General features: G+C 68.1%; 22 protein-coding genes, 1 tRNA gene and 4 pseudogenes. 11 read left to right on the top strand and 16 right to left on the bottom strand.

The window, feature by feature from the left end:
* Positions 1-87 precede the first annotated feature (87 nt).
* Positions 88-396, bottom strand: coding sequence for a hypothetical protein (locus tag ACQPXS_RS37625; protein WP_433453920.1), 309 nt, complete (start codon positions 394-396; stop codon positions 88-90).
* Positions 397-492: 96 nt separating this feature from the next.
* On the opposite strand from ACQPXS_RS37625, the gene ACQPXS_RS37620 reads away from it, so the two are divergent.
* The 3 genes from ACQPXS_RS37620 (at position 493) to ACQPXS_RS37610 (ending at position 3,791) form a co-directional block, all read left to right on the top strand.
* Positions 493-792: a hypothetical protein gene (locus ACQPXS_RS37620; protein ID WP_433453919.1), complete on the top strand. Its 300-nt coding sequence runs from the start codon at positions 493-495 to the stop codon at positions 790-792.
* A 120-nt stretch (positions 793-912) separates the two neighbouring features.
* Positions 913-1,452: a hypothetical protein gene (locus ACQPXS_RS37615; protein ID WP_433453918.1), complete on the top strand. Its 540-nt coding sequence runs from the start codon at positions 913-915 to the stop codon at positions 1,450-1,452.
* Positions 1,453-1,547: 95 nt separating this feature from the next.
* On the top strand, positions 1,548-3,791 hold the full coding sequence (locus ACQPXS_RS37610) for an RICIN domain-containing protein (protein WP_433453917.1): 2,244 nt from the start codon (positions 1,548-1,550) through the stop codon (positions 3,789-3,791).
* 300 nt (positions 3,792-4,091) lie between these two features.
* Here ACQPXS_RS37610 and ACQPXS_RS37605 read toward each other — a convergent pair whose 3' ends face one another.
* The 7 genes from ACQPXS_RS37605 to ACQPXS_RS37575 all read right to left on the bottom strand — a co-directional run bounded on the left by ACQPXS_RS37605 (position 4,092) and on the right by ACQPXS_RS37575 (position 9,781).
* Positions 4,092-4,697: a class I SAM-dependent methyltransferase gene (locus ACQPXS_RS37605; protein WP_433453916.1), complete on the bottom strand. Its 606-nt coding sequence runs from the start codon at positions 4,695-4,697 to the stop codon at positions 4,092-4,094.
* Positions 4,694-4,951, bottom strand: coding sequence for a hypothetical protein (locus ACQPXS_RS37600; RefSeq protein WP_433453915.1), 258 nt, complete (start codon positions 4,949-4,951; stop codon positions 4,694-4,696). Before ACQPXS_RS37600 ends, ACQPXS_RS37605 begins: the two co-directional genes overlap by 4 nt.
* A gap of 235 nt (positions 4,952-5,186) precedes the next feature.
* Positions 5,187-6,041, bottom strand: coding sequence for a transglutaminase family protein (locus tag ACQPXS_RS37595; RefSeq protein WP_433453914.1), 855 nt, complete (start codon positions 6,039-6,041; stop codon positions 5,187-5,189).
* Between the two features lie 2 nt (positions 6,042-6,043).
* Positions 6,044-6,976, bottom strand: a complete 933-nt coding sequence (locus tag ACQPXS_RS37590; protein ID WP_433453913.1) for an alpha-E domain-containing protein — start codon at positions 6,974-6,976, stop codon at positions 6,044-6,046.
* Positions 6,973-8,517, bottom strand: a complete 1,545-nt coding sequence (locus tag ACQPXS_RS37585) for a circularly permuted type 2 ATP-grasp protein (protein ID WP_433453912.1) — start codon at positions 8,515-8,517, stop codon at positions 6,973-6,975. The genes ACQPXS_RS37590 and ACQPXS_RS37585 overlap by 4 nt, the downstream gene beginning before the upstream one ends.
* Before the next feature lie 652 nt (positions 8,518-9,169).
* Positions 9,170-9,439, bottom strand: a complete 270-nt coding sequence (locus tag ACQPXS_RS37580; RefSeq protein ID WP_433453911.1) for a hypothetical protein — start codon at positions 9,437-9,439, stop codon at positions 9,170-9,172.
* Between the two features lie 111 nt (positions 9,440-9,550).
* Complete coding sequence (locus ACQPXS_RS37575) at positions 9,551-9,781, bottom strand: hypothetical protein (protein WP_433453910.1); 231 nt, start codon at positions 9,779-9,781, stop codon at positions 9,551-9,553.
* A gap of 685 nt (positions 9,782-10,466) precedes the next feature.
* On the opposite strand from ACQPXS_RS37575, the gene ACQPXS_RS37570 reads away from it, so the two are divergent.
* On the top strand, positions 10,467-11,357 hold the full coding sequence (locus ACQPXS_RS37570; RefSeq protein WP_433453909.1) for a helix-turn-helix domain-containing protein: 891 nt from the start codon (positions 10,467-10,469) through the stop codon (positions 11,355-11,357).
* Positions 11,358-11,734: 377 nt separating this feature from the next.
* Here the strand turns inward: ACQPXS_RS37570 and ACQPXS_RS37565 are convergent, their stop codons facing one another.
* Complete coding sequence (locus tag ACQPXS_RS37565; RefSeq protein WP_433453908.1) at positions 11,735-12,070, bottom strand: helix-turn-helix transcriptional regulator; 336 nt, start codon at positions 12,068-12,070, stop codon at positions 11,735-11,737.
* A gap of 157 nt (positions 12,071-12,227) precedes the next feature.
* On the opposite strand from ACQPXS_RS37565, the gene ACQPXS_RS37560 reads away from it, so the two are divergent.
* Both ACQPXS_RS37560 and ACQPXS_RS37555 read left to right on the top strand, forming a co-directional pair.
* Positions 12,228-13,325 carry an integrase core domain-containing protein gene (locus ACQPXS_RS37560; protein WP_433453907.1) on the top strand — a complete coding sequence of 366 codons (1,098 nt, stop codon included), beginning with the start codon at positions 12,228-12,230 and terminating at the stop codon, positions 13,323-13,325.
* Positions 13,326-13,345: 20 nt separating this feature from the next.
* A pseudogene (locus tag ACQPXS_RS37555) lies at positions 13,346-13,492 on the top strand (IS5/IS1182 family transposase); the annotation flags it as partial.
* Positions 13,493-13,579: 87 nt separating this feature from the next.
* Here ACQPXS_RS37555 and ACQPXS_RS37550 read toward each other — a convergent pair.
* Positions 13,580-13,996, bottom strand: a complete 417-nt coding sequence (locus ACQPXS_RS37550) for a hypothetical protein (protein ID WP_433453906.1) — start codon at positions 13,994-13,996, stop codon at positions 13,580-13,582.
* A gap of 119 nt (positions 13,997-14,115) precedes the next feature.
* On the opposite strand from ACQPXS_RS37550, the gene ACQPXS_RS37545 reads away from it, so the two are divergent.
* The 3 genes and pseudogenes from ACQPXS_RS37545 (at position 14,116) to ACQPXS_RS37535 (ending at position 18,970) form a co-directional block, all read left to right on the top strand.
* Positions 14,116-17,046: an NACHT domain-containing protein gene (locus ACQPXS_RS37545; RefSeq protein WP_433453905.1), complete on the top strand. Its 2,931-nt coding sequence runs from the start codon at positions 14,116-14,118 to the stop codon at positions 17,044-17,046.
* Positions 17,047-17,050: 4 nt separating this feature from the next.
* A pseudogene (locus tag ACQPXS_RS37540) lies at positions 17,051-17,305 on the top strand (transposase); the annotation flags it as partial.
* Positions 17,306-17,877: 572 nt separating this feature from the next.
* A pseudogene (locus ACQPXS_RS37535) lies at positions 17,878-18,970 on the top strand (integrase core domain-containing protein).
* 27 nt (positions 18,971-18,997) lie between these two features.
* Here the strand turns inward: ACQPXS_RS37535 and ACQPXS_RS37530 are convergent.
* Together ACQPXS_RS37530 and ACQPXS_RS37525 are read right to left on the bottom strand one after the other, a co-directional pair.
* Positions 18,998-19,540: pseudogene (locus ACQPXS_RS37530) on the bottom strand (IS701 family transposase); the annotation flags it as partial.
* Between the two features lie 52 nt (positions 19,541-19,592).
* A complete protein-coding gene (locus ACQPXS_RS37525; protein ID WP_433453904.1) occupies positions 19,593-20,129 on the bottom strand; it encodes an SMI1/KNR4 family protein in 537 nt (178 codons plus the stop codon).
* 1,417 nt (positions 20,130-21,546) lie between these two features.
* Between ACQPXS_RS37525 and ACQPXS_RS37520 the strand changes: the two genes are divergently transcribed.
* Entirely contained in the window at positions 21,547-22,446 is a 900-nt protein-coding gene (locus ACQPXS_RS37520) for a replication-relaxation family protein (protein WP_433453903.1), read from the top strand.
* A gap of 253 nt (positions 22,447-22,699) precedes the next feature.
* Here ACQPXS_RS37520 and ACQPXS_RS37515 read toward each other — a convergent pair whose 3' ends face one another.
* Both ACQPXS_RS37515 and ACQPXS_RS37510 read right to left on the bottom strand, forming a co-directional pair.
* On the bottom strand, positions 22,700-22,894 hold the full coding sequence (locus ACQPXS_RS37515; RefSeq protein WP_433453902.1) for a hypothetical protein: 195 nt from the start codon (positions 22,892-22,894) through the stop codon (positions 22,700-22,702).
* A 718-nt stretch (positions 22,895-23,612) separates the two neighbouring features.
* Entirely contained in the window at positions 23,613-23,963 is a 351-nt protein-coding gene (locus ACQPXS_RS37510; protein ID WP_433453901.1) for a hypothetical protein, read from the bottom strand.
* A 76-nt stretch (positions 23,964-24,039) separates the two neighbouring features.
* Here ACQPXS_RS37510 and ACQPXS_RS37505 point away from each other — a divergent pair, with 76 nt between their 5' ends.
* Complete coding sequence (locus ACQPXS_RS37505; protein WP_351811163.1) at positions 24,040-24,309, top strand: GntR family transcriptional regulator; 270 nt, start codon at positions 24,040-24,042, stop codon at positions 24,307-24,309.
* 356 nt (positions 24,310-24,665) lie between these two features.
* On the opposite strand, the gene ACQPXS_RS37500 is transcribed toward ACQPXS_RS37505, so the two are convergent.
* Positions 24,666-24,750, bottom strand: a tRNA-Leu gene (locus ACQPXS_RS37500).
* A 174-nt stretch (positions 24,751-24,924) separates the two neighbouring features.
* Complete coding sequence (locus ACQPXS_RS37495) at positions 24,925-26,505, bottom strand: aldehyde dehydrogenase family protein (RefSeq protein WP_433453900.1); 1,581 nt, start codon at positions 26,503-26,505, stop codon at positions 24,925-24,927.
* Positions 26,506-26,543 lie beyond the last annotated feature (38 nt).

The following is a 26,543-nucleotide window of genomic DNA, read 5'->3' as shown; positions in this document are numbered from 1 at the left end:
ACAGGTCGGATGGCGTCATACAAATTCCGTCCCATGTCCAGGACTTGGACACATGGTTCCGGCGAAGTCGCTGGCCGCCGCTGTCTTCTACGCAGCAGGGGCTTTCGCCGTCTCGATGACCCTCGGGCTGGGCATCCTGTCGGCACTCGGCTCGACGTGACCGTGGGAGGCCCCGGTGCAGCGCATTGCCGCAGTGGGGCAGTGGTACCGCCTCTTGTCGCGGCTGGTCAGCGCATCGCCGTAGCCGTCGTCGTAGTCCTCGTACGCCAGCACCGGCAGGTGCTCGGCGCGGCGGATGGGGACCAGGTAGGGCCCGGCGTCGCCGCAGTCGCGGCAGTACCACCAGTCCTCGTCCAGGATCTCCACGCCCTCGTGCGGGCAGCAGTCGGAGTCCATCAGTGCTCCAGTTCGGCGGGCGGCACGCGGTACGGCCGGGAGTGCCACCACCGCCAGACGCCGAACAGTTCGTTGCCGCGGGCGGTGTCGATCGCGTTGGCCACCGTGGGAACCTGGGGGTTGCTCGGCGGGGTCGACGCCGATGACCTCTCCCATGGCCACCATGTGGGCCAGTATCCGGCGCAGGCCCATCTCGCGGCACCGGGCATCACGCCGGACGCGGCGCAGCTGGGCGCGCTCCGAGCGGCCCCGGCGGCGGACCATCCGCGTGATGCCGAGCATCACGACAACGAGGTGCGCAAAGACCCCGTCACCAGCGGAAACGCTGACGCCGGGGTCTTCGCGTTTATGCAGGCGGAGGCCGCCGGGAGCAGCCATTTGCCACTGATCACGTAATGACGACGTAATGATCTTGGTCAGCTTGTTGCAGGTCAAGGACCGCATTACGGCCCCTGATGCAGGGCTGCGGCGGTCGGCGGTCACGCCGTGACGTGGCTGGGTAGTCAGCCCGAGGTTGTGATCAACTTGCCCAACGCCTTCTTCTTCGCCTCCACCCTCGCCGCCCGCACGACGTGGTACCACTCGTACAGCGTCAACGTCCCCGGCACCGCGTATGTCGCGCAGCTGCCCGGTGAGGGACCGGTGAGTCCCGGAACGGGTCAGGTGCCCCTCGCGTTGGCCGTCGACGGTGAGCATCAACTGGCACTGTGCGCCTTCCGGTACCCGGATCTGAAGCCGACAGGCGGCTACCAGCAGTACGGCTTCGGCGACAACAACGCCACCGGACGGATCGCCGTCGTCGACCTGAAGACGGGCAAGTCGGTTGGCACCGTGACCGGCGTCGAGTACCCGCTCTACGGTGCCTGGAACGGTCGGCTCGACAGCCATCGCGAGCGCGTCGTCCAACTCGATCCGGCGAGACCCGGACCGGTTGGACGTACGCAGGCGACGGAAACCAGATCCAGCAGTTCTCCTAATGAGCTGATCCGCTGCCGACCACTGTCCGCAGGTGCCACAGCGCCCGCGGACAGTGGTCGTTGCGCGCGCCGAACATAGTTCACGACTTTTCTTTCAACTTATATTGACGGCTCGTCGGGTGGCGCTTAGCGTCCGATCAACATCTCGCCCAGCAGGCGTTCTAGGAGACACGCGTGACAAACGTTCTCGCTGTGCTCGGCCAAGCCCACCGTCATCACAGACGCGCAACCGCCTTCACCGCGGCGCTCCTGTTGCCGGCCGCCGCCGGCATCGCGCTGGTCTCGGCCCCGAGTGCCAGTGCCGCGACCATTCCCACCACCCCCACCACCGTCGTCAACGCGAACAGCGGCAAGTGCGTTGACGCGCGAGCAGCGGCCACCGGCAATGGCACCGCCGTGCAGCAGTACACCTGCAACGGCACCGGCGCCCAGTCCTGGCAGTTCACCGCGACCGACAGCGGCTACTACCGGATCGGCGTGGCCTCCGCGCCGAATCAGGTCTGGGACGAGACCGACGTCTCCACGGCCGACGGCGCGCTGACCCAGCTGTGGACCTACGGCGGCGGCGCCAACCAGCAGTGGCTGCCGGTCGCCGAGGCTTCCGGGACGTACCACTTCGTCAACCGCAACAGCGGCAAGTGCCTCGATGTGCCGGCGGCGTCCACCGCCGACAGCGTCCAGCTGCAGCAGTACACCTGCAACGGCACCGGCGCCCAGTCCTTCACGATCTCCGACGGCATCGCACCGCCGCCCAACACACCGGACTTCGGCCCCAATGTGACGGTGTTCGATCCGTCGATGCCCGTGTCCACCATCCAGTCGAAGATCAACTCGGTCTACAGCACCCAGCAGACAAACGAGTTCGGCACCCAGCGCAACGCCCTGCTGTTCACCCCTGGCACGTACAACGTAGACATACCCGTCGGCTACTACACCCAGGTCTCGGGGCTGGGTCTGTCACCGGACCAGGTGTCGATCACCGGCGGCGGCGTGCACGTCGAGGGTCACCTCAGCGACGGCAACGCCACCCAGAACTTCTGGCGCGACGTCGAGAACATGTCGGTGAGTCCCAGCTCGGGAAGCACCATGTGGGCCGTCTCGCAGGCCGACCCGTTCCGGCGCATGGACGTGCACGGCAGCATGAAGCTGTGGGACGACACCCACGGCACCAGCACCAACTGGTCCAGTGGCGGCTACATCGGCGACTCCCGGATCTCCGGCCAGATCAACTCCGGGACCCAGCAGCAGTTCCTCACCCAGGACACCGCCATGGACGGCGGCTGGAGCGGACACAACTGGAACATGGTCTTCGTCGGCGACACCGGCGCCCCGGCGACCAGCTTCCCCAATCCGCAGTACACCACCGTCGCCCAGAGCCCCGTGATACGCGAGAAGCCGTTCATCTACGTCGACGGCTCGGGCAACTGGCAGGTGTTCGTCCCGTCGGTGCGCACCAATGTCCAGGGCCCGGACTGGATCAACAGCACCGCTCCGGGCACCTCGCTGCCGATCAGCCAGTTCTACATCGTCAAGCCCGGTGACACCGCCACGACGATCAACAACGCGCTCGCCGCGGGCAAGAACCTGATCGTCACCCCAGGCGTCTACCACCTGTCCGCCCCGCTCAACATCACCCGCCCCGACACCGTGGTCCTCGGACTGGGCCTGGCCACCCTCGTGCCGGACAACGGCGTCACCGCGATCACCACCGCCGACGTCGACGGCATCGACATCGCCGGACTGCTGATCAGCGCGAACACCACCAACTCCAGCACTCTCATGCAAGTCGGCCCGGCCGGCTCGACCGCCGGTCACACCACCGACCCGATCGTGCTCCACGACGTGTTCTTCCGCATCGGCGGCGACATCGCCGGCAAGGCCACCCAGACACTGGTGATCAACAGCAACGACGTCATCGGCGACGACCTGTGGCTGTGGCGGGCGGACCACACCAACGGCGTCGGCTGGACGACCAACCCGGCCGTCAACGGGCTGATCGTCAACGGCAACAACGTCACCATGTACGGCCTGGCAGTCGAGCACTACCAGAAGTACCAGACCACCTGGAACGGCAACGGCGGCCGCACGTACTTCTACCAGAGCGAGACCCCCTACGACGTGCCCGACCAGTCCAGCTGGACGACCAGCGGAGGCGACCTCGGCTACGCCTCGTACAAGGTGGCCAACTCGGTCGCCTCGCACGAGGCATGGGGGGTGGGTGTCTACGCCTATCTCCGCGACAACCCCTCCGTGGTACTCGGCCATGCCATCGAGGTGCCCACCACGTCCACGGTGAAGTTCCACAGCATGGTCACCACGGTCCTGGGCGGCGCCGGCACCATCAACCACGTCATCGACAACACCGGCAGCCAGGTCACCCCCAGCAACAACGTGGCCTACCTGGTCAGCTACCCCTAAGTCGGGCGCAGACCTGACGGCACACGGGAGAGGGCCCGGGCGACGAGACCGCCCGGGCCCTCTCGGCAGAGCGGAACCAGACCTTCTGCAGGGCGACGTCCAGTGTCGTCGTCTCTCCCTTTCTGAGTTCACTTGCAGCACGTTGAGCCCGCCAGGCGATCAAGGAATGCGAGCAACGCCTCGCTCGCTACCAGGCCGCCCTCGGCTCCGGAGCCGACCCGGCCGTCGTCATCCAGTGGATCAACTACGCGCAAGTGACAGATACGGTCGTGGTGGCGCAAGGACACCTCGTGGTGCAGCTCAGCGGCGGTGGACGCTGACGGCGTAGCCGCCGCCGTCGTAGGGGTCGGCGTCCCAGGTGGCGAAGCGGTCGACGAGCGTGAGACCGGCCGTGGCGCAGCAGTCGTCGTACTCGGGCAGCGTGATGCTGGGCGGCACGGGCAGGTGGGCTTCGTCCAGTCCGAAGCCGGCCACCAGCAGACCGCCCGGGCGCAGGGCCGCTGCCAGGCGTTCGACCACCGTGGCCTCGGTGCCGGCGGCCAGCAGCGGGAAGATGTTGCCCGCCGCGACCACGAGATCGAAGTCGGCCGCGACGCCGAGCGCGGCCGGCGCGAATTCGGCCAGGTCGGCCTGGAACCAGGGCAGCTCGGGCGCCTGTTTCCGGGCCACTGCCAGCATCGACGCATCGAGGTCCACCCCGACACACTCGTACCCGAGACGCGCGAGCCGGATCATGACCCGGCCGGTACCGCACCCGGCGTCCAGCACCCGTGCTCCGGCGGGCACGAGCGACGCGCAGAACCGCGCCTCACCGTGCATATCCTTCCCGCTGCGGGCCAGGGCCGCGAACCGTGCGGCGTAGTCCTGTCCGGACGTGCCCCCGGTCAACTCCTTCCAACGGCTCATGCGGCCCAATATAGGTCGCCCGTGTACCGCTCGACGATGCGCCCGAGTCCGCGGCGCTGAAGGCCCGTCGCCGAGAAGGACGGGAAGGGCAGCAGGCGTCGGCGTGGCGACGTCATCGGCACAACCGACACCGGGCCGGCGGCGGCGACGTCTGCGCCCCGGTCCGAGCCCTGAACCGCGTCTCGGGGCAGGGGCGTGAGGCCGATCGGATCCTCGATGCCGTAGTGAGTCGACCGGACGAGCACGCCGGCCACGGGCGGCAGCCGACAGAAATCTCGGCTGACCAGCGTCAATGCCTGCCGTAAATCGTCTGCCCCGCCCGATGCTCTTCGGTAAGTGAGGCTCCAGACGAGCTCACTTCTCGTTCGTGCTCACGCGGCGGAGCCGCATATCAGACACAGCCCCGCACCCCTCCTGCTCGGTGTCGGGTGCCGCGTCATGAAGGGGTCGTCCGGAGGGCCGGGAGTGGTTCCCGGCCCTCCGTCGCGTTCAGGCAACCTGTGTGAATTCCACGGTAACCTCCGGCGGCCCGCCCGCCACCCCCCGGTACACGCCCTTGTGCGGGGGCACGTCGTCGTAGTCGCGGCCACGGCCGACCACCACGTGGGACTCGTCGGCGCGGGTGCGGTTGGTCGGGTCGTAGCCGCACCAGTCGCCCGCCCAGTACTCGATCCAGGCGTGGCTCTGCCCGGCGACCGGGTGGTGGAGCTCGGCCTCCTTCTCCGGGTGCAGGTAGCCGGAGACGTAGCGGGACGGCAGCCCCAGGCCCCGCAGCAGGGCGATGGTGACGTGGGCGATGTCCTGGCAGACGCCAGTGCCCTGCTCCCAGGCCTCGGCGGCGGAGGTGGTCACGCCGGTGGTGCCGGGCAGGTACGACACCCGGTCGGCGACCAGAGAGGAGACGGCGACGGCCGTCTCGTGCGGGTCGAGGCCCGCCGTGACCTCCCGCGCGTGGGCGATCAGCTCCACCGGGACCGTCGTACGCCCCGTCGGGTTCGCGAACTCCAGCAGACGGGAACGCGTGGTGCGTTCGGCCACCTCCGCCCAGCCGGGCGGCACGGGAAGCGGACCGGGCGGGCCCGTCTCGACCAGGCTGGACGCGGTGATGGTGAGGTCGGAATGCGGGTCCATCAGGTCGAAGCCGGTCACCTGGGTGCCCCAGTAGTCCCAGTACGACCAGGTCGCGGCCGCCGGGCCGACGGTCACCCGACAGTCCAGAGTGGTCTGGCCGGGCAGCGTCAGCGGGGTCATGCGGACCTCATTGTGCGAGGAGACGGCGGCCTGCGCGTAGGAGACGCGCGTGACGTGCCGAATGCGGAGGCGGCGGATTCCCTTGCCGGTCACGCTCACGCCCCTTCCTGGGCCCACTCGACGGCCCCCTGGTACGGGAAGAACCGTTCCGCCACCGCGTCGGCGGACGTCATGCAAGCCTGCTGCAAGTCCCTTAGCAGTACCGGTAGCTGTTCCTCAAGGGCGTGCGAGTCCAGGTACTCAAGGCGGGTTCGCAGGCGGCCGATCGGGCGGCGTGCCGGATCCTGGCGCGGGCGGCCCAGCGCAGTCAGACACTCCTCGGCCGTGGTCAGCGCATGCAACGCCGAGCGCGGGAAGTCCCGGTCCAGAAGGAGGAATTCGGCCACCCGCGGGGTGTCGCCGAAACCGCCGTACACGCGCGCGTACGCCTCGTCGGCGCCGCTCGCGCTCAGCAGCGTCGGCCAGTCCGGCGCGTGCACTGCGTCCAGCACGCGCACGCTCAGCAGCCGTACGGTCATGTCGACCCGCTCCAGACTCCGGCCCAGGATGACGAACCGCCAGCTGTCGTCCCGGCTCATCGTGGAGTCCGCGAGCCCGAAGAAGAGAGCCGCTCGGCGTCGGACGAGCTCCAGATAGGCGTACGGACCCGTACGGCGGGCGGCGAGCCGCTGGTCGGCGAGGGCATGCCAGGTGGAGTTGAGGCACTCCCACATCTCCGAGGAGACGGCCTCACGGGCGCTGCGGGCATTGAGCCGGGCGGCGCCCAGCGCACCCTCGATGGAACCGGTCGAGCGGGCGTCGAACGCGAGCTGGTCCAGCACCTGCTGCATGTCCACCGGTTCCGCCCCCGCGTCCACACCGAGGATCGCGTACAGCGACCGGCAGGCCACGTCCTCGTCGCGCCAGGGGTCCTCCAGCATGCGGTGCAGATAGGCGTCGAGGATCCGGCCGGTGGCGTCCGCCCGCTCGACGTACCGCCCGGTCCAGGTCAGCGCCTCCGCTATCCGGGAGAGGATCACGTCGTTCACTGCTGCTGCGCCCCTTCCTGTACGAGCATGGGGGTGCCGTCGGGCCCCAGCTGGCGGGGAGCGACCTCGGGCAGATCGCCGGAGCGGACGGGGGCCGGCCGCTCAGCGGGGCCCTCGGCTAGTACCCAGGTGTCCTTGGAGCCGCCGCCCTGGCTGGAGTTGACGATCAGGTTGCCCTCCTGGAGGGCGACGCGGGTGAGGCCGCCGGGCAGCACCCAGACATCGTTGCCGTCGTGCACGGCGAACGGGCGCAGGTCGATGTGGCGCGGCGCCATGCCCTCGCCGACGAGGGTGGGGGAGGTGGACAGGGCGACGGGCCGCTGCGCGATGAAGCCGCGCGGGTCGGCGATGACCGCTTTGCGGGTGCGTTCGAGGGTGTCGGAATCGGCCTTCGGCCCGATGACGATGCCCTGACCGCCCGCTCCGTCCACGGGCTTGACGACGAGCTGCTCGATCTGGTCAAGGACCGCCTCCAGCTGCCCCGGTTCGTCGGGCCGGTAGGACTCCACATTGGGCAGGACCGGTTCCTCGGACAGGTAGTACCGGATCAGATCCGGGACGTAGGTGTAGAGCAGCTTGTCGTCCGCGATCCCGTTCCCGACGGCGTTGGCGAGCGTGACGTTGCCGGCCATCGCCGCGCTCATGATCCCCGGGCAGCCGATCACCGAGTCGGGCCGGAAGTGCAGCGGATCGAGGAAGTCGTCGTCCAGACGCCGGTACACGACGTGGACGGGCACCTCGCCGCGCGTGGTCCGCATCCACACCCGGTTGTTCCTGCACAGCAGGTCGTGCCCCTCCACCAGCTGCACGCCCATCAGCCGGGCGAGCAGCGCGTGTTCGAAGTAGGCCGCGTTGTTGGGACCGGGGGTCAGTACCACGACCCTGGGGTCGGCGGTTCCGTCCGGCGCGGCGGCACGCAGGGCAGCCAGCAGGCGGTGCCCGTAACCGTCGACGGGCAGCACGTGCTGCTCGGCGAAGAGGGAGGGGAAGATACGGGTCATCGCACGCCGGTTCTCGATCACGTACGACACCCCGCTGGGCACCCGCACGTTGTCCTCCAGCACCCGGAAGTCCCCGGCCTCGTCGCGCACGAGGTCGATGCCGGCGACGTGGATGCGCACGCCCCCGGGAGGCTCGATTCCGTGCGCGACGCGGTGGAAATGGGGGGAGTTGAGGAGCAGCCGCCAGGGCACGACGCCGTCCTCGAAGGCACGGCAGGGACCATAGGCGTCGGCGAGATAGGCCTCCAGTGCCCTGACTCTCTGGCCGGCGCCGCGTTGTATGAGATCCCATTCGAGGGCGTCGAGGATGCGCGGCACGAGGTCCAGCGGCCACGGCCGCTCCTCGCCCGCGAAGGCGTAGGTCACACCGCGGTCGGTGAACGCCCGCGCCATCTGGTCAGCCCTGAAACGCAGTTCACTCGGTGCGATCGACTGCAGCGCCGCCAGTACCGGCTCATAGGCGGTCCTGACCTCACCCGGCCGCACAAACGTCTCGTCCCACGCGTCGGCCAACGCGTACGCGTCAAATATGTCCGCCATGAGGGGACATTAAGTGCGGCTCGTAACGCGCCGATCTCTACGTCATTTCCGGCAGCGCACCCGCGGCCGCCCAGCCTGTGGGGTGCCAAAAGTCTCGGGCGCACCCTGAGTGCGGATGGCCGGATGTCCGGGGTGCCAGCCCTGCACCTCCGCCTCACCAGCCGCTTGGACCCACCCGGGTCGGCGTCCCTCAGCGAGCCATCGGCGCAGCCCACACGGGCCCAAGCGATCGCGCATCTCCGCAGCGAGGAGATCACCCTCACCTACGACCCCGCGACCAGAACCCTGACCGCGGACACACCCCAGGCAGAAAGGATCCACATCACCTGATCGAAGCCCACCGAACCGCCGGCGAAGGGAGAGGGGCCAGGCGGAAGGCACCGCAACAACGAACACCCGCCCCGGCCGGGAGCCGGAAGCGGGTGCTGATCACCCCTGCCCGGAAACCGGGCCTCGTGGGGCAACTCTGTGTCCGAGGCGAGTCGACGGGTGACGATACGGCCGTTGTGGCACAAAGGTGGCTGCCCTTGTGGAAACGCACCTGAATGGTGCGGCTACCGAGGTCGTCGGCGAAGAACGCATCGCCGGGTGCACGCCTGCCTGCTTCCTCTGCCGCGGTGCGGACGGACGCGACGGCCACGCCCGCGTGTTGTCAGCCCTGATTGAAGGCGCAGACCCGGCGGAACGGGCGGGCGCCTCCGCAGGACGGCCCCCGACCCGCTTCAACGAAGACCTCCAGGCCGTCCGTGGTTCGTCCGGCCCAGTTGTCATTGCGGCCGAGGAAGCCGACGAGCCCGTCCGGCTGGAACCGACCCAGCCCCAGCCGCTCCATGGCGTCGACGACCTCGGGAACCTGCTTGAGGGGCACGGGAGCGATGACCCGCGCAGACGAGTCGGCTTCCGCCGAAAGAGTCGCTGCCATGCCCAAGACGCTAGGAAGAACCGCCGACCTCGGACAATGACAGCAAACCGGTGGCCGGGGGCGGCCCCTCATCCCTGGAATCTGCCATCACAGCCCGCCGGCGCGACTCCGTCAGCCCGTCAACTGCCAGACGTCCGGCGCCTTCTCGCGGGGGCGCCGCCCGGGGGTGCAGGCGGGCCAGAGAGGCCGGGGGTCGTCCTCTGCGAGGCGATCCGCGCCTCGGCCCGGCGCGGAGGGCGGTGGTGGCCGCGCCGCGGCGCTTACGGTGCCGGTCCACCACCCGTCCGGGTCGGCGTCGGAGCCGAGGCGGGTGACGACGTCGGCGGCAGCCTGGGCGGTCATCCTGGACCGCTCGGACCTGGGCCGGCGCACGCACCGCGTTCCACCGGTGGTCTCCCCCGCCGGTAGTCCGCTTGCCCGCCGGGGCCGTGGGCGACGTGGTGGCGGCCGGCCGTCCGGTGGTCGTGGTGCGGGCGGACGGTCACCGCCTCGGCTCCGTGCACCGGCCCGATCGGCGGGGAGGCGGACTGCGTCGAGGGCAGCCCCGTGGCACTCGTCCCTCAAGCGTCGGAGGGAGTGGCCGGCCTGCTCACCAACCGCCCCGGGAGACCAAAAAGGCCCGCCGACTCCGTCGACGAACCCTCAGTCAAACATGCACCCAGATTCCACTGCCTGGCACGGCGATTCAATACAGTTCCGTGGCACTGCGGTGTAGTTCCTATTGATCAATTCAAGGTTGGCTGGAAGTGAACAGGCTGACACACGTGAAGATGAGGCGTCCCGGCACGGAACAGGATCACATGTCGAACATGGGTGCCCTTCGAAACGCAGCGCGGCATCCCGACTGTCCGCCGACCTCGCTCTCCCGTCATACACCGTCGCCCCGAATCAGGAAGCCCAGTAGGTAGTGGGCCGTATCATGGAGCCACGCGGGAGAGACCGAGTCGAACTGCTCGGGAGACTGCGGATACCTCGGGCGCAGATTCCTGAATCAGGCCGCGTTCTGTCCGATCTGGAGCCTGCGCCCATGAGGCATCTGAACGAAGTGCGCGTGCTGCAGTCAGAAAATCCGCACGGATTCCATCTGACAGTTGCCGGGTTCTACATCAATACTGTCCTCGCAGCCGTGCAGCGTTCGGGAGCGGTCATCGCCTCCTCGGGCGGATCAGATGGCGACGATCCGATCGTCATACACGCGATCACTTCCGGCGAGATGACGTTCGGCGGAACCCGCGAGGAACACCCGGTGAAGGCCGGGCAGCTTATAGTGAGGGATTCTCGCACGCCATGGCGGATCGTGTGCGGTGTCCATACGTCTTCACACGTGATCACGATCCCGAGGCGTCTGGCGACAGCGGCGTCGTCGTCCTCGAATCCCTTCAGGACAGCCCATCTGTTCGATATGGCGAGGCCGGAGGTCCGACTGATCTTCGATTACTTGACGATGCTCAGGACGGCGGACATGCTCGATTCTCCGGTGGCATCGGAGATGGCGGAAAAATCGTTTCTGTCGCTCCTTGCAGGACTGCTGGAGCACGACTCCCCCTCCGGTCGAATCGGTCGAGAAGACGCGGTTCTTGTCGCGAGATCTGTCATCGAACAGAATTTGGAGAGCAAAGATCTTACGCCTGCTTTTGTGGCCGGCAAGCTGGGCATATCGGTGCGCGCACTGCACAGGGCATTCTCAGCGAGCGAGTGCTCCGTGATGTCGCTCATCAGGCAGCTCCGCATGGAGAAAGCCCGTAGCGACCTCCTTTCGTCCGACCCGGCCACCTGCGTGTCGTTGACGGCAGCGAAATGGCATTTTTCGGACGCGAGTCATTTCATTCGAAGCTTCAAACAGACGTATGGACTGACTCCCAAGTCCTTCGTTCAGGAGCATGCAACGATCAAGAGAGCGCAAGCGGACGAGCCTTGACCGCCTCTCGTGGACGTGTGCCGGCCGGCCGGCACGGCGGTTCCGCCGTTGGTGAGGCGCGAGGCACCGGCCGTGGATCGTCGACGGCGGCTTCCGGCCGCTGTTCCAGCCTCTTCTGCCCGCCCCGACCGGAGAAGGCGCCGGGCCCCAAGCCGGCGGACGTCCGGCTGCGCCTGCTGGTCAACCGTTCCGCCCTCTGCAACGACGTGAGCGGCAACAGCTACTGAGAGATAGGGCTGTCCCGAACCGCCGGAGTCTGCCGAACCGCCGCGGTCCTGTCCTCGAAACCTCAAGATCCCCGACAGAGTCGCCTGCCTCCGACGGTGGCGCCGACGCTCTGGTCACCCGGCTGCATACAAGCCAGTGGATTCGTTCGTTCACGGCTGGTGCTTGGCGCGATAATTCCTTGCATAGGAGACGGGCGAGGCGCCGTACACTTGTTTGAAATGCCGGATGAAGTGGCTCGCGTCGGAGAATCTCCATTTTGCCGCCAGTTCGGATACGCTGATACTGCTTCCGTACTCCAGTAGGTCTTTGCGCGCTTCCTGAATTCTCCTCATCCGCACATACCCCATGACCGACATTCCAGCACTGGAGAACGAGCGATGCAGCGTCCTGAGGGACACCGAGATGGCCTTGGCGACAGACGCGGGATTCAGGTCGAAAGACTCGAGATTGTCATCTATGAACCTTTGCGCGACTACGACTGTCACATTGTCGAATTCGCGCGACGAAACCAGAGGTTGCCCTTGCCGAAAACCTCATCCGCCCTGGTGGGAAGCGGCGTGCGCGGTGTAAGGGATCTTGGTGGTGGTCGCTGGAGACGGCGCTCTGGCGCGCGTGCCGAGAACTGCGGGAACATGATCGATCGTGCTGCTGCGACTGGCCTACCTGGGTGTGACGAACGCGTTTGCCGTGCTGCGCTTGCTACCGATGAGTGACCGCGGCAAGGACGTGGAAATCCTGGCGCTGCGTCATCAGATCACGGTGCTGGAGCGGCAACTGGACGGGGACAGGCCGCGGTTCGGGCCGAGCGACCGGGCGTTCCTGGCGGCATTGCTGCACCCGCTTCCGCGCGATGCGCTGCGTCGGCTGCGGTTGCTTGTGCACCCTGACACGGTGCTGCGATGGCACCGCGACCTGGTCGCGCGCCACCACGCGTCCCGTTCCCGGCCGAAGCGCTCGGGCCGGCCACGCACCGTGCACTCCATCCGCGTCCTGGTGCTGCGCCTGACTCGGGAGAATCCCACGTGGGGCTACAGGAGGGTGCACGGCGAACTGCTCGTGCTCGGGATCAAGGTGGCCGCTTCCACGGTATGGGAGATCCTCAAGGAGGCCGGGATCGACCCCGCGCCCGAACGGAGCTCCAGCACCTGGGCCGACTTCTTGCGCTCCCAGGCCGACGCCCTGCTGGCCTGCGACTTCTTCGAAACGGTCACCCTGACCGGAGCGCGGCTGTACGTATTCGCCGTCATCGAGCACGCCAACCGCCGGATCCGGATCCTCGGCGCCACCGCGCATCCGACCGCGTCCTGGGTGGCGCAGGCGGCGAAGAACCTCGTCATGGACCTCGAGGACGCCGGCTGCCGGGCACGCTACATAATCCGGGACCGGGACGGGAAGTTCCCCGAACTGTTCGACACCGTCCTCGCCGACGCGGGGATCCAGGTCGTGCTCAGCGGGGTCCGCATGCCGCGCATGAACTCCCTTATGGAGCGCTGGGTGCAGACCTGCCGCCGGGAGCTGTTGGACCGCACTCTCATCTGGGACCAGCGCCACCTCCTGCACGCGCTACGCCAGTTCGAGGAGTTCTACAACGACCACAGGCCCCACCAGGGCATCACCAACGCCCGACCCCTCTTCGCCCTGCCCAAGCCAATCGACAACCCTGATCAAATCGCCCACCTCGACATATGCCGAACCGACCGACTCGGCGGCCTCCTCCACGAGTACAAACATGCGGCCTGAGCAGGGCGGATGAGGTTTTCGGCAGGGGCAGGACCATCGAACGCACCATGTCCTGGCTCGCCGGCTGCCGCCGCCTACACCGCCGTTACGAGCGCAAAGCCGAGCACTTCCTGGCCTTCACCAGCATCGCCTGCACCCTCATCTGCTATCGCAGACTGACCAAATGAGATGACGTCTTACTCAACGTGGCCGCACCACAGAACCTGGGCGAGAACCACTTCTCGTGAAGATCTGCGAACGTGCGGCGGAGACCATCATCCGAAGTGGAGGTCGCCCTCGATGGTGCCGGTCTGGATCACGGGACCGCGGATGTCGCCTCCGCTGACGGTGTTGTGGACGGTGGTGCCCTGCTCGGAGAGGTGCCCGGCTGCCGCCAGCAGGGCACGCAGCTCGGCCTCCGCCGCGGGGTCCTCGCGGAGCAGGAGCAGCAGCCGCGCCCGGCAATGGGACTCGATCTCGGCGAGGGCCGCCCGGTCGTCGCTGTTCGCGGCGACGACCACCGCCGCGCGAACCTCTTCCAGCTCCGCATCCGTCGTACGCGTCTGACCGGGCCGGTCATGCCCGAACAGCGCCCGCACCCGGCCCTTGACCGTGGCCCACGCGTCGCCCGCCATCAGCTGTACCAGGGTCGTCGCCCCGGACAAGGCCAGCCCAGTCAGTTCGGCGTCCATCCCGCCACCTCCGCTTCCCGGTGATCAGCCTCAACCCGGCCGGAACATCAGCCTACTTGGAGCGCTTCGGGGGCGCGGACTATCGTGCTCGACCAGGAGACGGTGGAGGTGCGCGAGACGTGGGGCGAGACGCGGGGAGCAGGTCTCACGGCGTACACAACACCTTTCACGGTGACGCCCAGACGGTCATCCAGGCCGGTTCCATCGGCCGCGTGCACCTCTACGGGATGATCCCCTTCCAGCTGAGGCCCTTGTCCGGCTGGTCGGTCGTCCGCCGCTGTGCGGTCATGGCGGTCCTCGTGGCTCTGGGCAGCTTCCTGCTGACTACGGGGCTCACCGCCACGACCGGCCGCAAGGCGCCCTGGCTGGTCGTCGCCGGGCTCGCGCTGCTGATGGCGGCGCACTCCGTGGGATGGGTGACGTGGCAGAGCCGTCAGATGTCCCGCGGCCGCTACGAGAACGCGCTGCGCGCCACGGTGAATGGCGTGCTCGGCGGACTGGCCCGGGAGCAGGCCCAACAGTGGCGGGATGAGACGATCGTGCGCCGCGTACAGGGCCCGCGCCTGCTGCCGGTGCTGTGCCAGGCCGCCGAGCACGATCTGTTCGACCACTGGTCCAACATCCGTACCGGCGAACGAAGTGACCAACCCCTGCCCCTCGACGGCGACGTCGCCGAGATCGACCAGCTCTACAGCCTGGTGCCCTCCGGACGTCTGGTGATCCTGGGCGAACCGGGCGCGGGCAAGAGCGTCGCGGCCCTCCGGCTCGGACTGCGGCTCCTGGAGCGACGAGGGCCGACCGACCGGGTCCCCGTGATACTCCCTCTCGCTTCCTGGGACCCGGGCGCGACGGGCCTGTGGCGATGGGCCGCGCAGCGGCTCACCACCGAGCACCCTGAACTATCGGCACCGACCGGTTTCGGAACCGTGCTGGCCGAGGAGGTGGCGAGGCCCGAGCGCCTTCTGTTGATCCTCGAGGGGCTCGACGAAATGCCTGCCGAACGACGGGCCGTAGCCCTGCGGACGCTCAACGAAAGCCTGGATGAACACACTCATCTCGTCGTCACCAGCCGCACTGATGAGTACCGGAACACGGTGCGCCGGGCCGACGTACTCAGCGGCGCGGCGGCTGTGACGCTCCAGCCTCTGACCGTGCGGAAGCTGAGCGAGTACCTGAAGACCAGCACCCGGCGGAGACGGGCGGACGGCACCACGTGGTGGGAGCCCGTTCTCGGCCGCATCCGTGACGGCGACGATCCCCACGCCCGGCGGCTGCGCGCCGTACTGTCGTCGCCACTCATGCTGGGACTGGCTCTCGGCGTCTACGGTGAGACCGACTCCGACCCTGCCGAGCTGCTGGACGCGGCCGCGTTCCCCAGCAGAGCCAGGATCGAGAAGCACCTCATCGCCCAGTTCGTCCCCGCCGTCTACACGGCCCCGCCCGATGTCGGCAGACCGTCCCGCCGGCGAGCGGAGGACGCCGAACGTCACTTGAGCCGACTGGCGCAGGACGCTGCCCGGCACGGCGCTCCCGGCGGTGAACTCGCCTGGTGGCGTTGGTATCCTGAGCAGGCGAAGGCCGCGACGGCGGTGGCCGTCACCCTGGTCTACGGCGCCGCCGTGGCCCTCACCGCCGCCCTGCCGCCGCACGGCACCATCCGGTGGTGGGGCATGACGCTTCCGCCCTGGGGCGCACTGGCGCTGCTCGGTGTTCTTCCCCTGCTCGTCGCCGTCGTGGATGTCTATGCCACCGAGCCGACCCCCGCGCGTCTGCAACTGCGTCGCCGCATGCCCACGATTGCTTGGCGCGCCGCCGGAAGCGCCACCGGCGTCTGCTTCGCCTGGCTGACCAACATCCCCAGTGAGAAGGACCCCTATCCGACCGGCTTTCCCGTTCCCGCGGCAATCATGTTGGGGATCCTCTTCGTCATACGGGCCGCGCCGAGCATGACGACGGACGTGACGTCGGCCACTCCTCGCTCCCTGCTGAGAGCCGACCGGGTTGCCTCCCTGGCCCTGGCGCTCAACCACTCGGTCACCGGGCCGCGCCGCTGGTGCCTGGAAGCGGTGGTGCTGCTGCCCATCCTGGACTTCCACACCTGGAGCGACCACGCGGGAGCGGAGGTGACGGGCTCTGCGCAATGGGCCATCGTTGTGTCGGGCGCCCTTGTCATCACCGCCCTGCACGGAATCACCAACACGGCATGGGGCCGCCACGCCGCAGCGCGCGTCGTTCTGGCGGCCACCGGCCGGCTGCCCTGGCGGTCGATGGCCTTCCTCGAGGACGCCCATGCCCGCGGTGTACTGCGCCAGACCGGCGGGGTGTTCCAGTTCCGCCACGCACGGTTGCAGGAGCACCTGATCAGCGAAGCGCCGCCGGCCCGGAATGGCAGGGGCCGTCTCCAGCTGTGGCCGCGGGCCCCCCGGCTGCTGGGTCGCTGGCCCGTCCTACTCCTGACAGGCATCGTGTTGTTCTTCGGCAGCGACTACATCTCGCAGTCCATCAGCCGGATCAGCCGGCCAGCCGGTCCCTATGCCGTTCCTACGCCCGCCTGCTCTCTCCTCGACACACACACGGTCACCTCGGCCCTCCACGGGGACCCCGTGCGTGACCGCGCGGCGCAACGGATGGGCGGACTGTACGAGCCGTGGCCCGAAAACGATGACGCGTGGTGCAGTTGGCACACCGACGCCAACCGCTCGCGCCTGTCACTGGCCACCGGGGCGGAGAAGCCGACCCCCGACCTGAGCGGCGTCCAGATCGCGCGGCGCATCTTCGTGGACTACACACGCCCGTACACCCGCACCCCGCCCGTCGCCGATCCCCTGGCCATCCCCTGTGACTGGAAACACGCATCCGTCACCGCGACGTACGACATCCAGAGCCACGCGACCTACGGGCACGCGCTGTTGCTCTGCCGAAACGTCCTCATCGAGGTTGACTACGACTCCGACACCGCAGCGGGTGTCCCCTCCGACGGCACCGCAGTGCTGAGCCGACTGCTCCACCTCGCCGTACGCAAAGCACTTCACCCGGCAGAGGCCCCGTAGCCCAGACGGCTATCGCGAGTCGGGCGAATCGTGGGCTGACCTGCTGCGCGACTGCGCCCGCCGGGGCATGCGCGCCCCGGTGCTCGCGGTCCGGGACGGCGCCCTGGGCTTTTGGAAGGCGCTGGCGGAGGTGTTCCCCGCCACCCGTGAGCAGAGGTGCTGGGTTCACAAAACCGCCAATGTTCTCGACTCCGTGCCGAAGTCTGCGCAGCCGGGCGCGAAGAAGGCCATCCAAGACATCTGCAACGCCGAGGACGTGCGCCACGAGGCGCCGTATGACCGTACGGAGGTGAAAGGCCACCGTCGCCGGGCCGTCGCAGCGGCTCGGTGGAAGCTGGGGGCAGCCCGACCCGGGGGACACCGGGGAGGACGGAAAGCAGCCCCGACAACGACGGGACGACTCGGTACTGCCAGACGGGTCGGGCCCGGCAAGCGAGATCAGAAGGTGTAACGCGAGTGAACCAGCGGCTGAAGTCCCGTAATCGTTGTGCCGGCTCGAATCTGGCGGATCTGGGCCGGTGTGCAGTGCTCGTACCCCTGTGTCCTCGAGGGGTCGTCTTCGGCGCCGGTGGTTGTGGTCGGTCCGGAGGCCACGGTGAAGGTCTGCGGCGTAACCGTGGCGATGCTGCCGGGATAGAGCTGGGCACCGCCCTGATCAAGCGGTCATGTGGTGAACGTGGGAACCGTCCCCGGTCGCCCCTGGAGCGGACATTGCGGGTGCCGATAAATCATCCGTGCAGGTCGCGGCCTTGAGTGCTGATCTCCGACTGTGCTCAGCGCTCGCGCCGACGTCTTCATCTGCGCAGGGCACCCGGGGCATCATGATCTGTCGTGCTGCTGCGCCTGGCCTATCTTGTTGCGACCAACACCATTGCATTCCTGCGCCTGCTGCCGATGAGCAGCACGGAGAAGGACATCGAAATACTGGCGCTGAGGCACCAACTGCTGGTCCTGCAGCGCCAGGTCGGCAAGCCCAGGTTCGAGGACACCGACCGCGCTGTCCTCGCCGGCCTGCTCCACCACCTCCCCGTGGAGAAGCTGCGGCAGCTCCTTCTGTTGGTACGCCCAGACACGATCCCGCGCTGGCACCGTAACCTGCTCAAGCACCGCCATGCCGCAACCTGCGTCCCGAAGCGACACGGACGCCCACCTACCGTTCTATCGATCCGCGCCCTGGTCCTGCGCCTCGCCCGCGAGAACAGCCCGTGGGGGTATCGCCGGATCCACGGTGAACTCGCAGCCCTGGGCATCAAGGTCGCCGCCTCCACCGTGTGGGAAATCCTCAAGGAGCACGGCATCCCACCCGCCCCCGCACGACAGAGCACGACCTGGGCCGACTTCCTACGCAGCCAAGCCGATGCACTGCTCGCCTGCGATCTGTTCGAGGTCCGCACCCTGACCGGGGCACGCCTGTACGTTTTCGCGGCCCTCGAGCACTCCACAAAGCGCATCCGGATCCTCGGTGCCACCGCGCACCCGACCGCGGACTGGATCGTGCAGCTCGGGCGCAACCTCCTGATGGACCTGGAGGACGCCGGCAGCAGGGCCAGATTCTTGATCCGCGACCAACACTCGAAGTTCACCGCCACCTTCGACGCCCTCATGGGCCGACGCCGGGATGAAGGTCATCACCACCGGCATCCAGATACCGCGGATGAACTCCATCATGGAGCGCTGGATACAGACCTGCCGGCGCGAACTCCTGGACCGCACCCTGATCTGGAACCCCAGGCATCTCCTCCACGTGCTCCGCGAGTTCGAGACCTTCTACAACGGACACCGCCCGCACCGAGCCCTGGGCCAAGCCGCTCCCCTCCGCCCACTCCCCCGCCCGATCAGCGAACCGGGGAACACCAGACACCTGGAGATCCGCCGACGAAACCGACTCGGCGGAACCCTCCACGAGTACCACCATGCCGCGTGACCAGGCCGGATGATTTATCGGCACCCGCACGTCCACGGCGAGGCGCCACTTCTCCCGGTGCCCGACGTCCTCCGGCACGCCGGTCCGCCGACGCCGGACGGCGTCATCCGCCCACTCCTGAGGCAGGAACAGCCTCCAGGTAAGCGGGCACGAGGCCGTGTCGGAGACCGCGTGCACGCTGACCGCGACCTGGCAGTTGGCCTGCTCGCCCAGCGCACCGCAGTACTGGGGGGCAACGCCGACGGACATCCGTACGTCCTTGGGGAACGACACGTCATCGATCGCCCAGGCGTCCGGGCCGATCTGCGGCACCAACCGCTTGGCGATCCGCCGGCGCACCGGCAGCGGATCCCAGGTGGACTGGTTCACGAACTGCTGCCGGTTCTGCTCGTTGCCGTCCGGCAGCCGCGCGGCCATGGCCTGATTGGACTTACGGCGACCGTCCGTCATCAGTCCCCTCAGATAGCAGTCGCCTTTGGCCCGCTGGCCCTTCCGCGGTACCGAGGCGAACACGTCTGCCATGAGTAACGCCAACTTCGCCCGAACACGATCGACTTCATGTGCATCCACACAGTCCTCATGCCCCTGAACTCGGCAGGCAGACAGACCTAACGAAGTCCTACTAGATGTCACGAGCGGGGCGGAACTCATGCTGAGGCAGCGGGAACTTGTCCCAGAGGATTTCCGAGTGGATCTCGCCACTGAGAACTGCGGTAAGGAAACGGGTCACGGTCATGTCGTACCGTTCCCAGTCCTCTCCGGACTCGTCATTCATCATGATGGTACGGCTGTCGGGGTCGTCGCCGGGTTGCACGAGCCAGTACAGGTACTCTCCGTTGTCTGTGGTTGCCCAGCAGATCAGACGAGTGCTGTCGTCTTCCAGTTCGGCGGGTTTGTCCTCGTACTGCCACAGCGACTCGTTCGCCTCGTCACGCTCTGCGGAGATCTTGAGCTGGTCGTAGACATCATTGGGGCAGCCGGGCTCCAGGAGCAGCAGGTATCCATCGACGAAGCCGCCCCCGTAGGCGTTGATGAGCTCTTTGTAGTCCGCGGGCAGAGCGGTCTGCAGTGCTGTTTCGGCCGCCTCCCAGCTGGGGGTCTCCTCTGGTGCGGTGGGCCGGGGCAGGAGATCGGTGAGCCGGTTCAGCTCGGGGTTCATCGGAAGGCTGTTCCTTTCTTCAGCGCTTGCGATTCCAGATGGTGAGGATGTTCGTTCCACCGGTGTGGGTGCCGTGGGGGTGCATCTGGAAGCCGTTGCTCCCATGAGCCTCGATTGTCACGCCAAGGGGAATCCTCGCGTGCTCACCAGCATGGATAGGCGTCATGCTGTACTGGATGATCTCGCCATGTGAAGATCAAACAGGCCCACGCGGCCATGTCCCGTCCTGCCTTCTGCGGGCTGTCGCGCCAACATCTGGGCGAGGTCGCGGAACTCGCCCCGCGCTGAGTGGCGGGCTGTGAGTCCGGGCGTCATGGGCGACGCGAGGGCAACCGTCGGCGAGATGGGCCCCGAGCGACGTGCTGACGCGAGATAAAACGCCGCCAGCCTTCCCTCCCGATCTGTGTGCCTCCGGCTCCGAGGTCGCCGCCCCTCATCGCATATCGGTCACCGGCCGCGTGGCGGCCCCTTCCTCGGCAGCAACTCCACGTTCATCTCACAGTCCGAGGCTCCATCTGTCGGCGCGGCCAACGGCTTCCAGCTCTACTACTCTTCTGGAACCCAGGTCTGGGCCTTCGGCCGTCACAGCGACGACAGCACCAGCACATCCTTCACCGCCGCCAACGGAGCCAACGCCGTAATCTCGGTCTATGACACGATGATGGCTGGCGCGGCGCACGCCGTCCTCGATGAGCACCGGTCAGCGTGGCATGGAGCGCCCGGTATCGCTCGTCGGTCAACCCGGCCGTCTCCGCCGTCGTCAACGCGGTCTCGAGCAAACGGCGTACATACCAGGCAAGTATCTTCGAGTACTACGTCGTAGTGCTCAACGCCGACGTCGCTCTGCGGCAGCCGGCGCCCCAAGACCCGAGCAATTCGCCTGCACGTCGCTCGCGCCTGACTTCTGCGCTCTGCATGCGCGAGCAGGGTGAAGAGACCGCTGCGTGGCATCGTGCCGGTGGCGTGTGACGTCGTCCCACTGCGCCCCACCCGCCAGTCGTCCCTTTGTGCCAGCTTGCTCGGCGCTGAGCGTGGAGGCCCCGGCCGACGCGCAACACGAGCTCCAGTCCGCCCGATCTCCCGCCACGCCGATCGCTCGCCCCAGCCCCGCCCCAACCTCTCTCTTTCTGTTTCGGGGTCGGCTGCGAGAGGCGCATAGGGGGATGTCGGGCTCCCGACCACGGCCGATAAAGCATGGTGACCTGCGGCTACGCCATCCAGGGTGCGGCAGGGCACGGTCAGTTGTCGGAGGAGATGTCGGCGGGGATGCCGACACGGTCGTGGGCGGTGTTGTCGCCTCGTGACCGTGGTCGGGCCTTCATGGTCGGTGGTCCGGTCGGGGCCACCTGCTGCTGTAGCCGGTATACGCGGCGCCGGGCTGGACGGCGCCGCCCCCTACGAGAGAGGCGGGCCGACGATGACCGACGTGGACGCGGGCGGTGGCGACCGGCTGGCGCTGGCGGTGCTAACGCAGTACCGGATGGCCACCACCGAACAGATGCACCGGGTTATCGCCCCCGAGGTGCGCATCGAACAGACCCGGCGGCGGCTGGCCAAAATGCGCGATGAGGGACTCATCGACCGCATCACCCTGCCCCAGTCCGGACGGCAGCGCGTATGGTTTCCCACCTCCTACGGCGTGCAGATCGCCTCGGAGTGGCCGGAGTTGCGCGGGCGGCGGCCACCGAAGACGGTGTCCGATCCCACTGCCGCGCGACTGCGGGCCGGACACACTCTGACGGTGACCGAGACCGCGCTCCTCTTCCTCGAAGACGCGCGCCGGCACGGCGAGTTGTGCCGGCCGCTGGACTGGCTGCCCGAGGTCTACCACCCCATCGGGGGTGGCGAGGCCGTCATCCCCGACGCGCTGATGTACTACCGGCGCGGACCCGCGGACGGCGAGGGGTCGATGCTGCGGGCGTTCGTCGAGGTCGACCGGGCCACCATGGGCCCGGAACGCCTGGCCGCAAAGCTCACCGCCTACGCCCGCCTCTACCACTACGTGCCCGCCTCCCCGGGTCGCCACCGGCCGACCATCGGGCAGGAACCGGCGCAGGAGGAATGGCGAAGGCGCTACCCGCTCTTCCCCCGCCTCTTGTTCGTCCTCGACGGCGCCGGCCCCGCCGGCATCACCACCCGCATCCGCGCCCTGCACGCGACCGCCGCCGACCCGCCAGTGGCAGGCTTCCTGCACGCTGTCCCCGTTGTGGCCGCATCCCTTGCCGACCTGCGCAGCAACGGCCCGTCCGAGCCAGTGTGGCACCCCATACGAGACCCCGACCGCAAAGTGGTCTGGAGCCAGACCCAGGACGCGTAGACGGCCTGCGCAACCGCTGCGCAGCGCCCACCTCCGTGCGACGGCTGCGCAGAGATTTTCCGACCACAGGCCCCCACCACAACCCCGACCGCAGCCCTGCGCAAGGAACTGCACACCGAGCGCGCAGCAGATGCGCAGTACCGGTGGACGGCTGCGCAGTCTGCGCACCGGGCGAATCGGAGCCTGCGCAACCGCGCTCCAACCTGCCGCGGTCGGACTCATGGTCGCCCCAACCAAACGGCCCACCACACCTCTACACACCCGACGTCTCAACGGGCACGTGGTGCTTGCAGGGCGGCCACAAGGACCCGGTCGGCCCGTTCCGGTCGGGTCGGCGGACCTGGCGCTGGAGCACCGCCAGCTGGTGCCGCAAGACCAGCAATTCGACGTCCTTGGCCGCGTTGCCCAGTAACCGCAGGCCCGTCAGCTCCAGAGACCTGCGCGTCATCAAATAGATCCACGACCACCGCATGGATCTCGATCTTGCCCGGTCCACCACTGTCTCGCAGCGAGACGTCCTGATCAGGGATCTAACCGGGGTTTTCACACAGGACAGGGTCTCTCCGGCTGTGTTCAGCAGGTCGGCGTCCATGCGAGGCCGGATCCGTGGTCGGGCCGACCGCGGCCCTTGTGCCCCATTGTCACCATGGTCGGGCTCGCATGGTCGGCAGCGGGCCCATCGGAGACGAAGGTGCTCGGAAGAAGGCGGCCAGGGAGCGGCGAGAAGCCCTGTTGACACCCACGAATCCCGCGAGGCGCCCACAGAGCTTCGTGTCTTTGAGGACGGATGGAGTTGCTACGCGCCTCCGCCGCTTCCATTCGTTGACTGCGCGGCAGAGCACGAGCGCTTCAGTGCCTGACTCATCACCTCTGCCGCAGTGCCCGAGAGCGGCTGGTCCGGCAGATCCAGCCGCTGGCCACGGGACTCCGCCACGTCTAGCGCGTCGCGGAGGCATTCCGCCGTACGCCGCAGCATGTACGTGGCCTCATCGGCGGTCAAAGTCGCGTCCAGCATGGGGTGCACCAGCCCAGCACCGCTGCGCCTACCTCTAGTTGTTGTGCCTCGATGGCGTCTGCGAACAGCGAGAGCGGACCGTCTGGGTTGTTGGCGGGGATGTACGCGGGCTTGCCTTCCGGCCCGTTGAAGGGGAGGCGTCGAAGGCGGGTCATTCGGTCACCGCCGGGAGGTAGTCCTGTCCGACGACTGCCAGTACTGCCGCGCGACGCCTCTCCCGTCGGCGCTGCCTTTCGTGGGCCTGTTCGTGCATCACCGGGTACGGCCTCACCACGAGCAGGAAATCCGCCTCGATGACGTCTGACACACGCTGGCGGCGCGCAATGGGAACGGGTCGTTTCGGCGACGTCGGCGCGGTTTCCGCCAGGCTCTTTCCGAGGGCGGCCCGCAGGCAGCTGAGTACCAGCGCCAGTAGGCTTCGCATCGTCGTTTGCTCCTTTTCAGCGATCGGCCACGCCCCGGGGGTGTTCGCCGCACCCGCCGGGGCATTTTTCGTTCGCATGGTATCGCCTTGTATCGCTACGTCTCTAGACGTATCTCAAAGTGCCGCCACGAAGGGGTACGCCTAGCTTCCAGTCATGGCCATTGATCCGGATGCGGAGATTGATCACGGCGCCCCGCTCACGCCGTACCGGCAACTCGCCGAGATTCTGCGTGCGCGCATCCGGCGAGGAGATTGGGCACCGGGACGCGCGATCGCGTCGGAGACTCAGCTAGTGCAGCAATACGGGCTTGCGCGCAGCACGGTACGGCGGGCTATCGCTGTCCTGGTGGAGTCCGGTGAGGTCTTCACGGTGCCCCAGCGTGGCACCTACGTGGCGGAAAATCCCAGTTCAGAGGCCATATAGCCCTGCGAGGGCGCAAGGTCTACCGACTCGTGGCCGTACAGGGACTCCCGCGTCCGAGTCGCCTACAGGACCACTTCGCACGGGCGGGCCCACTCGACCGGGCCGAGCCTCGGCTCCGGACCAAGCGCAACGCCGGTCGGCCCCGCGCCCCGACCGGCGCACCCTTGTTCGACTTCGGGGTCATCGAGCATGCCCCGCGCCGCATCCGGATCCTGGGATGAACGCACACCCAATCGCGCAGTGGATCAACGCCACGGACTGAGGGTCGACCCTTGGCATCACCATCAGTACGGATACGCAGATGAGGGCCGCGAACTTTAAGGTCGCGGCCCTCATCTGCGTATCGTCAGTGATTGTGTCCGAGGGGGGACTTGAACCCCCACGCCCGATAAAGGGCACTAGCACCTCAAGCTAGCGCGTCTGCCATTCCGCCACCCGGACTAGGTGTCTGCCGCCTGGCCGGGGGTGTTCCCCGCGGCGACATGGACAACAATACCAAGGTTTCGGAGTGCGTTTCACCTGCGTATCCGTCCCTGGGGTGGCCCGGCGCCGGGCCGGGCCACCCGAGTCGGCGGCGCGCACAGAACGCATGATTCTGTGTACTCGGCGTGAGGATTACGGCATGAGCTGGTACTCCGGGAAGTTCCCGGGCAGCCGCTCCCCCGCCGGCCCCCGGGTCACGGCGCGCACCAGAAGGTCGCCGCCGACGAAGGCACCCCGCCAGGAGGCGCCGAACCCGCCGAACAGCTCGTCGCGGTCGCCGCGGGAGCGGGGGACGCCGTGCCCGGTCTTGAAGGCGCGGATCTGCGGGGCGAGCCGGTCGTAGGTGGCCCGGTCGTCCGTGGCGAGGGTGGCGACCAGGGCGCCGTTGGACGCGTTCATGGCGGCCAACAGCTCCGCCTCGGTGTCGACCAGGACGATCGTGTCGACGGGTCCGAAGGGCTCCGCGTGGTGCAGTGGGGAGGACGGCGGCGGGTTGAGGAGGGTGACCGGGTGGACGTAGGCGGAGGTGTCCTGACCCGGCAGGAACCGTGTGTCGTCGGGGCGGCCGCGGTACAGCGGTACGGCGCCCCGGTCGACCGCCTCGGCGACCTGGTCGGTGAGCTCCTTGGCCTTGGCCGCGTTGATCAGCGGGCCGAAGTCCAGCTCGGGCAGCGGGTCGGCCGGGTCCGCGACCGCGAGGGGGTGGCCGACGCGGACGGAGCGGACCGCGGGGAGGTAGGCGGCCAGGAACGCGTCGAACAGGGAACGCTGCACGACGAAACGCGGGTAAGCGGTACAGCGCTGTTTTCCGTAGTCGAAGAGCTTGGGGATCACGGCGGTGAGCCGCTCCCAGTCGGAGAACTCCCAGATGCCCCAGGTGTTCAAGCCCTCCTGTTCCAGGATGTGCGGTTTGCCGAGTCCGGCGACGGCGGTGGCCACGTCGGCCCCGGTGTCGCGGCCGCCGACGAAGGACACACAGCCGATCTCCGGCGCCCGCACCAGTGCCTCGTTCAGCTCGCGGCCGCTGCCGCCGACCAGGGTGACCGGCACCCCCTCGCGCGCGGCCAGCGCCATGGCCAGGGTGAGGCAGGCCACCCCGCCGTCTGTCGGAGTCTTGGCGATCACGGCGTTGCCGGCCAGGGCCTGCACGAGGGCGGCGTGCACGAGCACGCTCATCGGGTAGTTCCAGCTGGCGATGTTGGACACGGGTCCGTCCAGCGGACTCCGGCCGGCGAGCATGGGCTCGATGCCGTCGGCGTACCAGCGCACGCCGTCGATCGCCCGCTCGACGTCCGCGAGGGCGAGCCGCCAGGGCTTGCCGATCTCCCACACGAGCAGCAGGGCGAGCAGATCGCGGTGCGCGGTGAGCGCGTCCAGCGTGGCGGCGATCCGCGCCCGCCGCTCCGGCAGCGGGATGTGCCGCCAGGCGCGGTGCTGGTCGAGGGCCGCTCGTACGGCCTGCTGGGCGGTGCCGCCGTCGAGCCGCGGGGCGCCGGCGATCGGGGTGCCGTCGACGGGGGTGGTGGCCGGGAGCGTCCGTCCGTCGGGGCGCCAGGCCGCGCCCCAGAGGTTGAGGACACGGTCGTCTTGGAAGGCCTCCGGCGCGGCGGCGAAACAGCGCCGCCAGGCGTCGGCGTAGGCCGTGCCGGGTTTCAGGAGCCCCGGGGTCGGCTGGTTAGGGGGCGGCGGGTTCGGGGTGAGGGTGGGTGTCATACGTCGGCTCCGCTCTCGCTGCGCGGTCGGGGCGGGGT

The sequence above is a fragment of the Streptomyces sp. CA-142005 genome, assembly GCF_050942335.1.
GTDB lineage: Bacteria > Actinomycetota > Actinomycetes > Streptomycetales > Streptomycetaceae > Streptomyces.
Note: the sequence above shows the minus strand (reverse complement) of the source record. Positions and strands in the feature narration are given on the sequence as shown.